Here is a 13,340-nt window from a genome sequence, read left to right as displayed (position 1 = left end):
AAGGCATCGGCATGGCGCCATCAGCTCAAGGACGTCAGCTCAAGGACGTCAGCCCACGCGCGTCAGGCAGAGCGCGTAGTCGCCGCCGCGCCCCGAGTGGTCGTACTCGGCGTCGCCGTTGGAGCAGGCGTCTCTGTAGTGCTTGCCGCCGTGCCGCTCCACGACGCGGTACGCGGCCGAGCCCGACGTGCAGTCGACGACCTTCAGGGTCGGGTCGGAGTCGGAGCCGCTCTTGCTGACGCAGTCACCGGCGGACGCCGAATTCGCGTCGTTGCCGCCCATCGCGACTCCCGCGACGATGAGGGCGAGCACCAGCAGCGGCGCCAGCATGACGTACGCGCCGCCGCGCAGGAAGATCGGCTTGCCCGGGTTCATGGGCGGTCCGAAGCCGCCGTTGGGCGCGGGCAGCTTGTTGAACTTGCCGCGCGGCCCGAGGTTGATCAGCACCGTGATCGGCGTGATGACGAACGAGGCGATGCTCCACCAGCCCTGCCACAGCGTCTTGGTGGTCATCTCCCGGTGCGTGGCTATCCCGCAGGTGCGGCAGTAGTTCGCCCGTCGCTTCAGGAAGCGCATGATGATCAGGAAGCCCTGGTGGCCGCGGACCGTGGCCTGCACGGCGGGGAAGCCCCCGCAGAAGGTGCACGCCGGGCCGCCGTCCGGCGCCGTCTGCGGCCCGGTCTGCGGGTAGCCGAACGGCTGCTGCCCCTGGCCCTGCGGCGGCCCGTACGGGTTCTGGCCCGGCTGGCCCTGCCCGTACGGATTCTGCCCGTACGGATTCTGGCCGTAGGGGTTCTGGCCGTACGGGTTCTGTCCCTGCTGCGGAGGCGCGGGCGGAGGCGGTGCTGTCTGCTGTGCGTACGGCTGGCCGTAGGGATTGCGGCCAGGAGGTGGCGGAGTAGCCACGGTTTCCCCCATGTGTGGTGTGCGTCCCGGCGCGACGCCGGGGTCAGGAGCGGAGTCGGGTCATCGTGGCGGCCACCCCGGCGTAGAGCAGGGCGAGGACGGTGATCAGCGCTGGGGAACGGCCGTCGGGCGGCAGCATCAGGGCGGAGACCGCCGCGGCGCCTACGAAGGCGACGTTGAAGGCGACATCGTAGAGGGAGAAGACGCGCCCGCGGTAGGAGTCCTGGACGTCGGTCTGCACCACGGTGTCGGTGGCGATCTTCGCGCCCTGCATGGTGAAGCCCAGCACGAAGGCCGCGACCATCATCGGCCCGACGGCGAACGGGAGCGCCAGCGGGAGCAGCAGCACGGCGGACGCGGCGGCGCACACGGTGATCCAGCCGCCGGTGCCGAAGCGGCCGGTGGCCCACGGGGTGAAGACCGCCGCGGTGAAGAATCCGGCCGCGGACAGGCCGACCGCCAGGCCGAGCAGGGCGAGACCGGCGTCGGTGTCCGAGGGGTCGGACCAGGTGTAGCGGCTGAGCATCAGCAAGGTGACGGTCAGGGCGCCGTAGCAGAAGCGCATCGCCGTCACCGCGCCCATCGCCCGTCGCGCCGCGGGCCGTTGGCGCAGATGCCGCCACCCGGCGGCCAGGCCCTGCGCGGTGCCCGCGAGCGCCGTGCGCAGCCGCTGCCGTACCTCGGAGGGATCGGGCCCGAGCCGGTCGCGGCCCAGCGTCAGCGCGGACAGCCCCGCCACCAGATAGACGCCCGCGCCCAGCAGCACGGTCGTCGCGTTGGCCCCGGCGCCCTCGGGCAGGAAGAGGTGCACGACGAAGGCGACGCCGCCGCCCGCGGTCGCCGCGAGCGTCCCGGCCGTCGGGGACAGGGAGTTGGCGATCACCAGCCGCTCGGCGTCCACGACCCGCGGCAGCGCGGCGGACAGCCCCGCGAGCACGAAGCGGTTGACGGCGGTGACCGACAGGGCGGAGAGATAGAACAGCCAGTCCGGCACGTGCAGCAGGATCAGCGCGGCCGTCCCGCAGGACAGCACCGCCCGCAGCAGATTGCAGGAGAGCAGCACCTGCCTGCGCCGCCAGCGGTCGAGCAGCACGCCGGTGAACGGGCCGAGCAGCGAGTACGGCAGCAGCAGTACGGCCATGGCGGAGGCGATGGCGCCGGGCGAGGTCTGTTTCTCGGGCGAGAAGACGACATAGGCGGCCAGCGCGACCTGGAAGACGCCGTCGGAGAATTGGGACAGCAGGCGCACCGCGAGCAGCCGCCGGAAGCCCGACAGCCGCAGCAGCACGCGAAGATCGCGCACAACAGCCATGGTCACAGCCTCACATGACGCGGAAGGCCCCGGGCACGCGACCCGGGGCCTTTCCTTGGTACTGCGGTGGTGCCGTCCTGCGGCGGTGCGGTCCTGCGGTGACGCTGTGGCGCCGTGCCGCCGGACGCGGCGTTGTCCGGCTCAGCCGGTCAGCGCTCGACCTCGCCGCGGATGAACTTCTCCACGTTGTCGCGGGCCTCGTCGTCGAAGTACTGCACCGGCGGGGACTTCATGAAGTACGAGGACGCCGAGAGGATCGGGCCGCCGATACCGCGGTCCTTGGCGATCTTCGCCGCGCGCAGCGCGTCGATGATGACACCGGCGGAGTTCGGGGAGTCCCAGACCTCCAGCTTGTACTCCAGGTTCAGCGGGACGTCACCGAAGGCGCGGCCCTCGAGGCGGACGTACGCCCACTTGCGGTCGTCCAGCCACTGCACGTAGTCCGACGGGCCGATGTGGACGTTCTTGGCGCCCAGCTCACGGTCCACGATCTGCGAGGTGACGGCCTGCGTCTTGGAGATCTTCTTGGACTCCAGGCGCTCGCGCTCGAGCATGTTCTTGAAGTCCATGTTGCCGCCCACGTTGAGCTGCATGGTGCGCTCCAGCAGGACACCGCGGTCCTCGAAGAGCTTCGCCATCACGCGGTGCGTGATGGTGGCGCCCACCTGGGACTTGATGTCGTCACCGACGATCGGCACACCGGCCTCGGTGAACTTGTCCGCCCACTCCTTGGTGCCGGCGATGAAGACCGGGAGGGCGTTGACGAAGGCGACCTTCGCGTCGATGGCGCACTGCGCGTAGTACTTGGCCGCGACCTCGGAGCCGACGGGCAGGTAGCAGACGAGGACGTCGACCTGGCGGTCCTTGAGGATCTGGACGATGTCGACCGGGGCCTCGGTGGACTCCTCGATCGTCTCCCGGTAGTACTTGCCGAGACCGTCGTTGGTGTGGCCGCGCTGGACGGTCACACCGCTCTGCGGGACGTCGCAGATCTTGATCGTGTTGTTCTCGCTGGCCCCGATGGCGTCCGCGAGGTCGAGGCCGACCTTCTTCGCGTCGACATCGAAGGCGGCCACGAACTCGACGTCACGTACGTGGTAGTCGCCGAACTGCACGTGCATGAGACCAGGCACCTTGCTGTCCGGGTCGGCGTCCTTGTAGTACTCGACACCCTGCACCAGCGACGCGGCGCAGTTGCCTACGCCAACGATGGCTACGCGAACCGAACCCATACCGGTTGCTCCCTGTGTAATCGTCACGCGGTTCCCCGGTTTTCGGGTCGGCCGCCGTTCTCTTGGTTGTTGTCGTGTGTGTCCTGCTCGGAGTCCGGGCGCGTGGTGCTGCGTCCGGCCCGCTCGGTCTCGATCAGCTCATTGAGCCAGCGGACCTCGCGCTCCACCGATTCCATGCCGTGCCGCTGAAGCTCGAGCGTGTAGTCGTCGAGCCGTTCGCGGGTGCGCACGAGTGAGGCGCGCATCTTCTCCAGCCGTTCCTCGAGGCGGCTGCGCCGCCCCTCGAGGACCCGCATCCTGACGTCCTTCGACGTCTGCCCGAAGAAGGCGAAGCGAGCGGCGAAGTGCTCGTCCTCCCAGGCGTCCGGGCCGGAGTGGGCGAGCAGCTCCTCGAAGTGCTCCTTGCCCGCGGCCGTCAGCCGGTAGACGATCTTCGCCCGGCGGCCGGCGAGGGGTGTCGCGGGCGGATCGCTGTCCACCACCGACTCCTCGATCAGCCACCCCTGAGTGACCAGCGTCTTCAGGCAGGGATAAAGACTGCCGTAGCTGAAGGCGCGGAACACCCCGAGCGAGGTGTTGAGCCGCTTGCGCAGCTCGTAGCCGTGCATAGGGGACTCGCGCAGCAGACCGAGAACCGCGAATTCGAGGATTCCGGAGCGCTTGCTCAATCCCTCGTCCCCTCGTTCCGGCCGGTCGCCGCTGTCCCGTACTGTGTGCCGACCCGATGCCTCCGCACGATGCATCGGAGCGATGTGTCGGTGCGATGTGTCGGTGCGATGTATCGAGTCGATACATCGGGACGATAGAACGGTTCGACACATCATGCAAGGCGGTCCGCGGTGACCGCCGTCACAGCGGGTGTCACAACATGAAACCTGTGAGGCGTCAACCGTCCGTTATGTGATGAACGCTCGCATCGTGCGTCTTTTGACCGTGCGTACTCTGTTCGCCATGCAGAGCACCGGGAACCCTGGGACGTCGGCGTGCGTCTTGGTCCTGGGTGCAGTGCGGCCTGACACAGCCGCACTCAGGGGGACAGACCGGAATGTCATCGATGCCTGCAGGCGATCCCGCCTGTCGAGGAGTAGCTGTTCATGAGCGAGCACCGTCGCAAGCCGCCGCAGTCGCCCTCCGGCGGCCGTGCTGCCGCCAGGCGCGGGGGACAGCAGCCGACGCCCCCTGCGTCAGGCGGCCGACGCGCGGCCGGCGGCCCCCCCGCCGGTTCCCCTAGCGGTATGCCCAGTGGCGGTACGCCGCCCGGCGGTACCCCGGGCGCCGTACCCGGCCGTCCCCCCGGCCCTCCCGGCGGCGTGCCCAGCGGTTCCCCTTCCGGCACCGGCGGCCCCGGTGTCCCCTATGAAGGACGCGCCGCGGCCCGCCGCGCCGCCCAGGGACGCGGCGGTGGCGGCAACGGCAACGGCGGCGGTCGCCGCAGAGGCACCGGCGGCCCCGGTGAACCCGGCGGCCCCGCGGGCCGGGGAGGCCGCAGGCCCGCCAAGAAGCGCTTCATCGACTACCCGCGCTTCGGCAAGCAGGGCTGGCGGCACTGGGTGCCCTCCTGGCGCCAGGTCACCGCGCTGTGCATCGGCTTCGTCGGCACCCTGGTCGGCATCGCGGGCATCGCGTACGCCATGGTCGACATCCCCGACGAGAACAAGGCGGCCGTCGCCCAGAACAATGTCTACTACTGGGCCGACGGCACCCGCATGGTCGCCACCGGCGGTGACTTCAACCGGCAGAACATCACGTACGACCAGATCCCCAAGGCCATGCGCTACGCGGTGATCTCGGCCGAGAACAAGACCTTCGAGACCGACTCCGGTGTCGACCCGATGGGCATCACCCGCGCGCTGTTCAACATGGCCAAGGGCGGCGAGACGCAGGGCGGCTCGACCATCACCCAGCAGTACGTGAAGAACTCGATGCTCGACCAGTCGCAGACGGTCAGCCGGAAGTTCAAAGAGCTGTTCATCTCCATAAAGGTCGGCGCGAAGGTCGGCAAGAACGACATCATCACCGGCTACCTGAACACCTCGTACTTCGGCCGCGGCGCCTACGGTCTCCAGGCCGCCGCGCAGACGTACTACGGCGTGGACGCGGTCAAGCTCGACCCCAGCCAGTGCGCCTTCCTGGCGGCGTTGCTCAAGGGCCCGACGTACTACGACCCGATAGGCGCCACCAACATCGACACGTCGGCCACCGCCGAGGCCAACACCAAGCGCTCCACGCAGCGCTGGGCCTGGATCCTTGACCAGGAGGTCAAGTACGGCCACATGACGGCGACCGAGCGCGCCAAGTACACCAAGTACCCGATGCCCCAGGGGCTGAAGGTGCAGGCGGGCATGAGCGGTCAGATCAGCTACCTGGTCGACACGGTGAACAACTACGTCACCACGCACTCCTCGCCGAAGATCACCCAGAAGGACCTTGACCTGGGTGGATACCAGATCTACACGACCTTCGACAAGGCCAAGGTCAACGCCCTGAAGAAGTCCGTCGAGGCGGTCCGCAAGGCGAACATCAAGCCCGGCGGCTCGCACAAATACCTGGGCGACGACCCCGACTACAAGGGCACGGACGCGGACAGCAACGTGCAGTTCGGCGCCGCCTCCGTGGTGCCGGGCGACGGCAAGATCGTGGCCATCTACGGCGGCGAGGGCTACGAGCACAACGAGTTCAACAACAACGCCAACACCGCCGGTGTGCCGGTCGGCTCGACCTTCAAGCCGTTCGTGCTCTCCGCGGCCATGATGTACGGCACCAACCACAGCGACGGCAAGCCCATCACGCCGGACAGCAAGTACAACGCCAACGACCTGCTGGTGATCAAGGACCACGACGGCAATGTGGTCCTCGACAAGGAGAACAAGCCGTTCCGGCAGAAGAACGAGGACTCGATCAAGCACGGCTACGTCACGCTGACCAAGGCCATGCAGAACTCGATCAACACCCCGTTCGTCCAGCTCGGCGAGGACGTCGGCCTGCCCAAGGTCAAGGCGACGGCGGAGAGCGTGGGCCTGCTCGACGAGAGCATGGCCACCATGGTGCCGTCGTTCTCGATCGGTACGTCCACGCCCAGCGCGATCCGGATGGCCGACGCGTACGCCACCTTCGCCAAATCCGGCGTGCAGGTGGACCCGTACTCGGTCACCAAGGTGATCCACAACGGTGACCAGATCAACGGCTTCTCGCGGCCCAAGCCCAAGCAGGCGCTGCCGGACAACATCGCCAACAACGTCACCAAGGTCCTGCAGAACGTGGTCGAGAACGGCACCGGAACCAAGGCCAAGGCCCTGGGCCGTACCGCGGCGGGCAAGACCGGTACCACCGACAGCCCCGGCGGCACCCGGTCCGCGTGGTTCGTCGGCTACACCCAGCAGCTCTCCACGTCCGTGGTGATGTTCCGCCAGGACACCAAGGCCAAGAAGCTGCTGCCGATGTCCGGCACCGGCGGCAACTCCTCCATCCACGGTGGTGACCTCCCGGCCACCATCTGGACCGACTACATGAAGGCCGCCCTCGGCAACTCCGAGGACCCCGGCTTCCCGGACGCCAGCAAGATCGGCGAACCGCAGAACGAGCCCGGCGCCCCGTCCCCGACGCCGTCCATGACGACGCCGCCGCCGAGCCCGACCGACACCGCGACCACCCCGCCGCCCACCACGACGACGCCGCCGACCACCCCGCCGACGACGCCGCCCACCACGCCGCCCACCACGCCGAGCGGCCCGTGCCTGCCGTGGGACCAGACCTGCAACACGCCGACGCCGAGCGACACCCCGACCACGTCGGGCAGCACCGGAGGACCGGGCGGCGGCGGAGGCAACAGCGGCGGAACATCCACCCGCAAACCCGGCGACGGAGGATGACGGACGGCGGCTGACGGGGGACGGCGACCGTCGCTGACAGCAGACAGCGACGGTTGGTGTCCCCGGGGACTCTCGCTCACACAGACCGGTACGGCAGGATGTTCGCCATGACGAGCGTGCGCGACCGCGAAGAGGCCGACCGGCGAGAGCTCCCCGTGCGACCCTCCGACGAGGACCCGGTCGCCGCGGCCGGCAGTGAGTTCCTGGGCGGGCCCACCGGACGGTGGGTCCGCTCCGGCGGTTACCGCTGGTGGAACCCGGTCCGCGTGATGGTGCTCGTCGTCATCGGGATGTTCGCCCTCGGCATGGCGCAGAAAGCGTCCTGCTACTCCGGCGGCTGGTTCCAGGGCGGCTCCCCGCAGTACATCCACGCCTGCTACTCCGACATCCCGCACCTGTACTCGCAGCGCGGCTTCGCCACCGACCTGGTCCCGTACTTCGACCGCATCCCGGACTCGGTCTCCGGCAGCGGCTTCCACTACCTCGAGTACCCGGTGCTCACCGGCCTGTTCATGGAGGTCGCCTCCTGGCTGACCCCGCACGGCGGCGACCTCCAGCACCGCGCGCAGATCTACTGGATCGTGAACTCCGCGATGCTGATGATCTGCGCGGTCGTCCTCGTCACGTGCGTGGCGCGCACCCAGCGGCGGCGCCCCTGGGACGGCCTGCTCATCGCCCTGTCCCCCGCGCTCGCGCTCACCGCGACCATCAACTGGGACCTGTTCGCCGTCGCCCTGACCGCCGTCGGCATGCTGCTGTGGGCCCGCAGCCGACCGCTGGCCGCGGGCATCCTGATCGGCCTGGCCACCGCGGCCAAGCTCTACCCCGTCCTGCTGCTGCTCGCACTGTTCCTGCTGTGCCTGCGCGCCGGGCGGCTACGGGCCTTCGGCACGGCGCTCGGCGGCGCCGTCCTGTCCTGGCTGGTGGTCAACGGCCCGGTGATCCTGCTCGCCCGGCACGGCTGGTCGGAGTTCTACAACTTCAGCCGCACCCGCGGCGTCGACTACGGCTCGCTGTGGCTGATCGTCATGCAGCGCACCGGCAACCCGCTGACCGGCGTGAGCGCGTACGTGGCCGCCCTGATGCTGCTGCTGTGCGCCGGGATCGCCGCCCTCGCGCTGTACGCCCCGCGCCGCCCGCGCTTCGCACAGCTCGCCTTCCTGCTGGTGGCCGCGCTGGTGATCAGCAACAAGGTCTACTCGCCGCAGTACGTGCTGTGGCTGCTCCCGCTCGCCGTGCTCGCCCGCCCGCGCTGGCGCGACCTGCTGATCTGGCAGGGCGCCGAGGTGCTGTACTTCATCGGCATCTGGATGCAGCTCGCGTACGTCACCGGCGGCACCAAGCACCACGGTCTGTCCGCCGACGGCTACCACCTCGCCATCGCCGTGCACCTGCTCGGCACGCTCTACCTGTGCGGCATGGTCATCCGCGACATCCTCCTGCCGCAGCACGACGTACTGCGGCAGGACGGCGACGACGACCCCTCGGGCGGAATCCTGGACGGCGCGGAGGACGTGTTCGTGCTCGGCGCCGTCCACCACGAGCCGCGGCACGCGGCGCCCTTCGCCGGACAGCGGGTCGAGTGGGGCACCACGATGCCGACGGACTCCGCGCCCACGACGCCTTCGCCCACGACAACTTCGCCCACGACGCCTTCGCCCGCGGTGGACGAGAAGGATTAGACGACTGGAGAAGAAGCAGAGAAGGGCGCGACAGGCGTCCTACGACGGGTGGCGGTCCACGACCCGGTCGAACTGGGTCGTGGTGTGCCGCAGGTGCGCCACCAGCTCGTCGCCCACCGCGGGCGGCGCCACGTCACCCGGCAGGAACAGGATCGACACCTGCATGTGCGGCGGCTCCGCGAACCAGCGCTGCTTGCCCGCCCACACGAACGGCGACAGATTGCGGTTGACGGTCGCCAGGCCCGCCCGCGCGACCCCCTTGGCCCGCGGCATCAGACCGTGCAGCGCCTTCGGCGCCTCCAGGCCCACACCGTGCGAGGTGCCGCCCGCCACGACCACCAGATGGCCGTCGGCGGCCGACTTCTCCTGCCGGTAGCCGTACCGGTCGCCCTTGACGATCCGCGTGACGTCGAGCACCGCGCCGCGGTACTCCGTCGCGTCGTGGTCGCCGAGCCACATCAGGGTGCCGATCCGCGCCCGGAACCTGGTCTGCGGGAACTGCTGCCTGAGCTGCGCCAGTTCGGTCGCCTTGAGGTGGCTGACGAACATCGTGTGCAGCGGCAGCCGGGCCGCCCGCAGCCGCTCCATCCAGGCGAAGACCTCCTCGACCGCGTCCGTACCGTCGGTGCGGTCCAGCGGCAGGTGGATCGCGAAACCCTCCAGGCGTACGTCGTCTATCGCCGTGTGCAGCTTGACCAGGTCGTCCTCGGCCACGCCGTGCCGGCGCATGCTGCTCATCACCTCGATGACCACCCGCGCGCCGACCAGACCGCGCACACCCTCCACCGAGGACACCGAGCGGATCGCCCGGTCCGGCAGCGGCACCGGCTCCTCGCCCAGCCGGTACGGGGTCAGCACCAGCAGGTCGCCGCTGAAGTAGTCCTTGATCCGGGCGGCCTCGTACGTCGTGCCGACGGCGAGCATGTCGGCGCGCAGCCGGGTCGCCTCGTCGGCGAGGCGCTCATGGCCGAAGCCGTACCCGTTCCCCTTGCATACCGGCACGATGCCGGGGAACTGGTCCACCACGGACTGGTGGTGTGCACGCCAGCGTGCGGTGTCGACGTACAGGGTGAGGGCCATGGCCTGGTCGGGACCTTTCCTTGAGCGAGCCTTCGGCGGGCCGCGCGCGGGCCTTGTCGTGGCCCATGCGCGGGCCCGGGGTCAGCGACGCGACATGTAGATGTCGAGCGCCTTGTGGAGCAGCTTGTTGAGCGGGAAATCCCACTCGCCCAAGTATTCGGCAGCCTGCCCGCCCGTGCCCACCTTGAACTGAATCAGACCGAACAAATGGTCGTTCTCGTCCAGGGAATCGCTGATTCCGCGCAGATCGTAGACGCTGGCGCCCATCGCGTACGCGTCCCGCAGCATCCGCCACTGCATCGCGTTGGACGGCCGCACCTCACGCTTGTGGTTCGCCGAGGCGCCGTAGGAGTACCAGACGTGCCGGCCGACGGTCAGCATCGTCGCCGCGGCGACCGCCTCGCCCTCGTGCACCGCCAGGTAGAGCCGCATGCGGTTGGGGTCCTCGGCGTTCAGCGAGGTCCACATCCGCTGGAAGTACGACAGCGGGCGCGGCCTGAAGTGGTCGCGCTCGGCCGTCACCTCGTAGAGCTTCTGCCAGGTCGGCAGGTCGTCGTAGCCGGCCTGGACCACCTCGACACCGGCCTTCTCGGCCTTCTTGATGTTGCGCCGCCAGAGCTGGTTGAAGCCCTTGAGGATGTCGTCCAGCGAACGGTTCTCCAGCGGGACCTGGTACACGTACCGCGGCTGTACGTCGCCGAAGCCCGCGCCGCCGTCCTCGCCCTGCTGCCACCCCATCCGGCGCAGCTTGTCCGCGACCTCGAAGGCGCGCGGTTCGATGAAGTCGGCCTCCACGTCGCGCAGCCGCTTGACGTCCTGGTCGGCGATGCCGGTCTTGATGGTGTTCGCCTCCCACCGGCGGATGATCACCGGCGGGCCCATCTTCACGGTGAAGGCGCCCTGCTGCTTGAGGTGGGCGAGCATCGGCTTCAGCCACTCGTCCAGGTTGGGCGCGTACCAGTTGATGACCGGGCCCTCGGGCAGATACGCCAGGTACCGCTTGACCTTCGGGATCTGCCGGTAGAGCACCAGACCGGCGCCGACGATCTGGCCGGTCCTGTCGTCGATCCAGCCGAGATTCTCCGACCGCCACTCCGACTTCACATCAGCCCATGCCGGGACCTGGCAGTGGCTTGCCGAGGGCAGGCTCTGGATGTACGCCAGATGCTGCTCGCGGCTGATGGTCCTCAGGGTCAGGCTCATGCGGGGCGCTCCCCAAACTCACGACGAACTCACGACTGCGGGCTGGAATGCTCACTACTTGCTTGTGGTGGGTTTCCGGTGCTGTTTTCTGGCCCGAAGCCTACTGCGCGGGGGGAGCGCCCTCGCTACTGCTCGCCGGTGCTGTCGGCGACTGCCGGCCGCCGCTACCAGAGCCCGCCGAACAGCCCGCCGTGCGCGACACCGATGTAGAAGCCGACCGCCGCCATGCCGAGGCCGATGACGAGAGCGAACCGCTCCGCCGTGGTCGCCGAGATGAACTGGCCGTAGCCGCCGGTGAGGATGCCGACCAGACCGGTCCAGGAACTGAGCAGATGCAGGCTGTTGAAGGCCGAGGAGATGATTGCGATCGCGCCGAGGACGACGGTCACCGCGACCAGCGTGTTCTCCAGCGGGTGCGGCCGGCCGTCGGTGTTGAAGGTGAGGTGGTGGGTCCGTTCCGCGTGCTGTGCCATGGGGCACCTCCGTGACGGAGTAGATGTGTCCAGATTGGGGGCAAAAGGGGGCGGATTTCAACCCGGGGGACCTGTGCGGGTAGTCTGTACGGTCTGCACCGGTGTCTGTGCGTGGGCCGGGCCTCGCCCGACTCGGCGGAACGGTCCTCGGACCGATCCGCCGCTCGACTGTCTGTCACTCGACTGTCAGTGCCCCGCGCTACCGTTGCGACGCAGATACAAACCCTCCTGCCACGGAAACGCCGTGGCCGCCTGAGTCCAAAGGAGGTGGGTTCCCCTATGCGTCACTACGAGCTCATGCTCATTCTCGACCCCGATCTTGAGGAGCGCGCTGTCTCCCCGCTGATCGAGTCCTTCCTCGCCGTCGTCCGCAATGGTGGCGGCAGCGTGGAGAAGGTCGACACCTGGGGCCGTCGTCGCCTCTCCTACGAGATCAACAAGAAGCCCGAGGGCATCTACTCGGTCGTCGACCTCAAGGCCACGCCTGAGGTCGTCAAGGAGCTCGACCGTCAGCTCAACCTGAACGAGTCGGTTCTGCGGACCAAGGTCCTCCGCCCCGAACTGCACTGAGCTCTCCGCTCAGCGCACCGGGGCAGTAACCGAGTAGTAGCCAGCAGTAGTCAGTAGCAGCAGCCAGAAGCAGTCAGCACACCGCCGAGAGGTCATCCCATGGCAGGCGAGACCGTCATCACGGTTGTCGGCAATCTTGTCGACGACCCCGAGCTGCGCTTCACCCCGTCGGGTGCGGCGGTCGCGAAGTTCCGAGTCGCGTCCACTCCGCGCACCTTCGACCGGCAGACCAACGAGTGGAAGGACGGCGAGAGCCTGTTCCTCACCTGCTCGGTCTGGCGGCAGGCGGCCGAGAACGTCGCCGAGTCGCTCCAGCGAGGCATGCGCGTCATCGTGCAGGGCCGGCTGAAGCAGCGGTCGTACGAGGACCGTGAGGGCGTCAAGCGGACGGTCTACGAACTGGACGTCGAAGAAGTCGGCGCCAGCCTGAAGAGCGCGACGGCCAAGGTCACCAAGACCAGCGGTGGCGGTCGTGGCGGTCAGCAGGGCGGCGGGTTCGGCGGAGGCGGCGGCCAGGGCGGCGGCGGCAACTGGGGCGGAAGCTCCGGTGGCGGCCAGCCCCAGGGCGGCGGCGGTGCTCCCGCCGACGACCCGTGGGCGACCAGCGCGCCGGCCGGCGGCGGCCAGGGCGGCGGTGGCGGTAACTGGGGCGGCGGCTCCGGTGCCGCTTCTTCCGGCGGCGGCTACTCGGACGAGCCGCCCTTCTAGGGCGGGCATCCTCACTTCTTGATCGCAAGATCGCATTAGGAGAATCACCATGGCGAAGCCGCCCCCGCGCAAGCCGAAGAAGAAGGTCTGCGCGTTCTGCAAGGACAAGACCGTGTACGTGGACTACAAGGACACGAACATGCTGCGGAAGTTCATTTCCGACCGCGGCAAGATCCGTGCCCGCCGCGTCACCGGCAACTGCACGCAGCACCAGCGTGACGTCGCCACGGCCGTGAAGAACAGCCGTGAGATGGCGCTGCTGCCCTACACGTCGACCGCTCGATAAGGAAAGGGTGACCTGAAGC

The 13,340-nt window shown here is 68.8% G+C and carries 12 protein-coding genes; 5 read left to right on the top strand and 7 right to left on the bottom strand.

All coding sequences use genetic code 11. The annotated features are described in order from the left end of the window. Positions 1 to 48: 48 nt before the first annotated feature. The 4 genes from ABZX65_RS10400 to ABZX65_RS10385 form a co-directional block, all read right to left on the bottom strand. Positions 49 to 906, bottom strand: coding sequence for a hypothetical protein (locus ABZX65_RS10400; RefSeq protein ID WP_355336656.1), 858 nt, complete (start codon positions 904 to 906; stop codon positions 49 to 51). A gap of 43 nt (positions 907 to 949) precedes the next feature. Continuing rightward, entirely contained in the window at positions 950 to 2,218 is a 1,269-nt protein-coding gene (locus tag ABZX65_RS10395; RefSeq protein ID WP_355336655.1) for an MFS transporter, read from the bottom strand. A gap of 149 nt (positions 2,219 to 2,367) precedes the next feature. Beyond that, complete coding sequence (locus ABZX65_RS10390; RefSeq protein ID WP_355336654.1) at positions 2,368 to 3,450, bottom strand: inositol-3-phosphate synthase; 1,083 nt, start codon at positions 3,448 to 3,450, stop codon at positions 2,368 to 2,370. A 23-nt stretch (positions 3,451 to 3,473) separates the two neighbouring features. Beyond that, the gene (locus ABZX65_RS10385) at positions 3,474 to 4,118 is read right to left on the bottom strand and encodes a PadR family transcriptional regulator (protein WP_355336653.1); all 645 of its coding nucleotides are present in this window, start codon (positions 4,116 to 4,118) and stop codon (positions 3,474 to 3,476) included. Positions 4,119 to 5,000: 882 nt separating this feature from the next. Here ABZX65_RS10385 and ABZX65_RS10380 point away from each other — a divergent pair. Together ABZX65_RS10380 and ABZX65_RS10375 are read left to right on the top strand one after the other, a co-directional pair. After that, a complete protein-coding gene (locus ABZX65_RS10380; protein WP_355336771.1) occupies positions 5,001 to 7,319 on the top strand; it encodes a transglycosylase domain-containing protein in 2,319 nt (772 codons plus the stop codon). Between the two features lie 107 nt (positions 7,320 to 7,426). Beyond that, positions 7,427 to 9,001, top strand: a complete 1,575-nt coding sequence (locus tag ABZX65_RS10375) for a glycosyltransferase 87 family protein (RefSeq protein WP_355336652.1) — start codon at positions 7,427 to 7,429, stop codon at positions 8,999 to 9,001. Between the two features lie 39 nt (positions 9,002 to 9,040). On the opposite strand, the gene ABZX65_RS10370 is transcribed toward ABZX65_RS10375, so the two are convergent. The 3 genes from ABZX65_RS10370 to ABZX65_RS10360 all read right to left on the bottom strand — a co-directional run bounded on the left by ABZX65_RS10370 (position 9,041) and on the right by ABZX65_RS10360 (position 11,757). Continuing rightward, on the bottom strand, positions 9,041 to 10,081 hold the full coding sequence (locus tag ABZX65_RS10370) for an alanine racemase (RefSeq protein ID WP_355336651.1): 1,041 nt from the start codon (positions 10,079 to 10,081) through the stop codon (positions 9,041 to 9,043). 81 nt (positions 10,082 to 10,162) lie between these two features. Next, positions 10,163 to 11,284: a peptidoglycan bridge formation glycyltransferase FemA/FemB family protein gene (locus tag ABZX65_RS10365; RefSeq protein ID WP_355336650.1), complete on the bottom strand. Its 1,122-nt coding sequence runs from the start codon at positions 11,282 to 11,284 to the stop codon at positions 10,163 to 10,165. A gap of 164 nt (positions 11,285 to 11,448) precedes the next feature. Then, the gene (locus ABZX65_RS10360) at positions 11,449 to 11,757 is read right to left on the bottom strand and encodes a hypothetical protein (RefSeq protein WP_355336649.1); all 309 of its coding nucleotides are present in this window, start codon (positions 11,755 to 11,757) and stop codon (positions 11,449 to 11,451) included. Positions 11,758 to 12,036: 279 nt separating this feature from the next. On the opposite strand from ABZX65_RS10360, the gene rpsF reads away from it, so the two are divergent. The 3 genes from rpsF to rpsR all read left to right on the top strand — a co-directional run bounded on the left by rpsF (position 12,037) and on the right by rpsR (position 13,321). After that, complete coding sequence (gene rpsF / locus ABZX65_RS10355) at positions 12,037 to 12,327, top strand: 30S ribosomal protein S6 (protein ID WP_093711983.1); 291 nt, start codon at positions 12,037 to 12,039, stop codon at positions 12,325 to 12,327. A 99-nt stretch (positions 12,328 to 12,426) separates the two neighbouring features. Further along, a complete protein-coding gene (locus tag ABZX65_RS10350) occupies positions 12,427 to 13,035 on the top strand; it encodes a single-stranded DNA-binding protein (RefSeq protein WP_355336648.1) in 609 nt (202 codons plus the stop codon). A gap of 49 nt (positions 13,036 to 13,084) precedes the next feature. Continuing rightward, the gene (gene rpsR / locus ABZX65_RS10345) at positions 13,085 to 13,321 is read left to right on the top strand and encodes a 30S ribosomal protein S18 (protein ID WP_031512678.1); all 237 of its coding nucleotides are present in this window, start codon (positions 13,085 to 13,087) and stop codon (positions 13,319 to 13,321) included. Positions 13,322 to 13,340: the final 19 nt, after the last annotated feature.

Source organism: Streptomyces sp. NPDC003300 (assembly GCF_040610915.1).
Taxonomy (GTDB): domain Bacteria; phylum Actinomycetota; class Actinomycetes; order Streptomycetales; family Streptomycetaceae; genus Actinacidiphila.
Note: the sequence above shows the minus strand (reverse complement) of the source record. Positions and strands in the feature narration are given on the sequence as shown.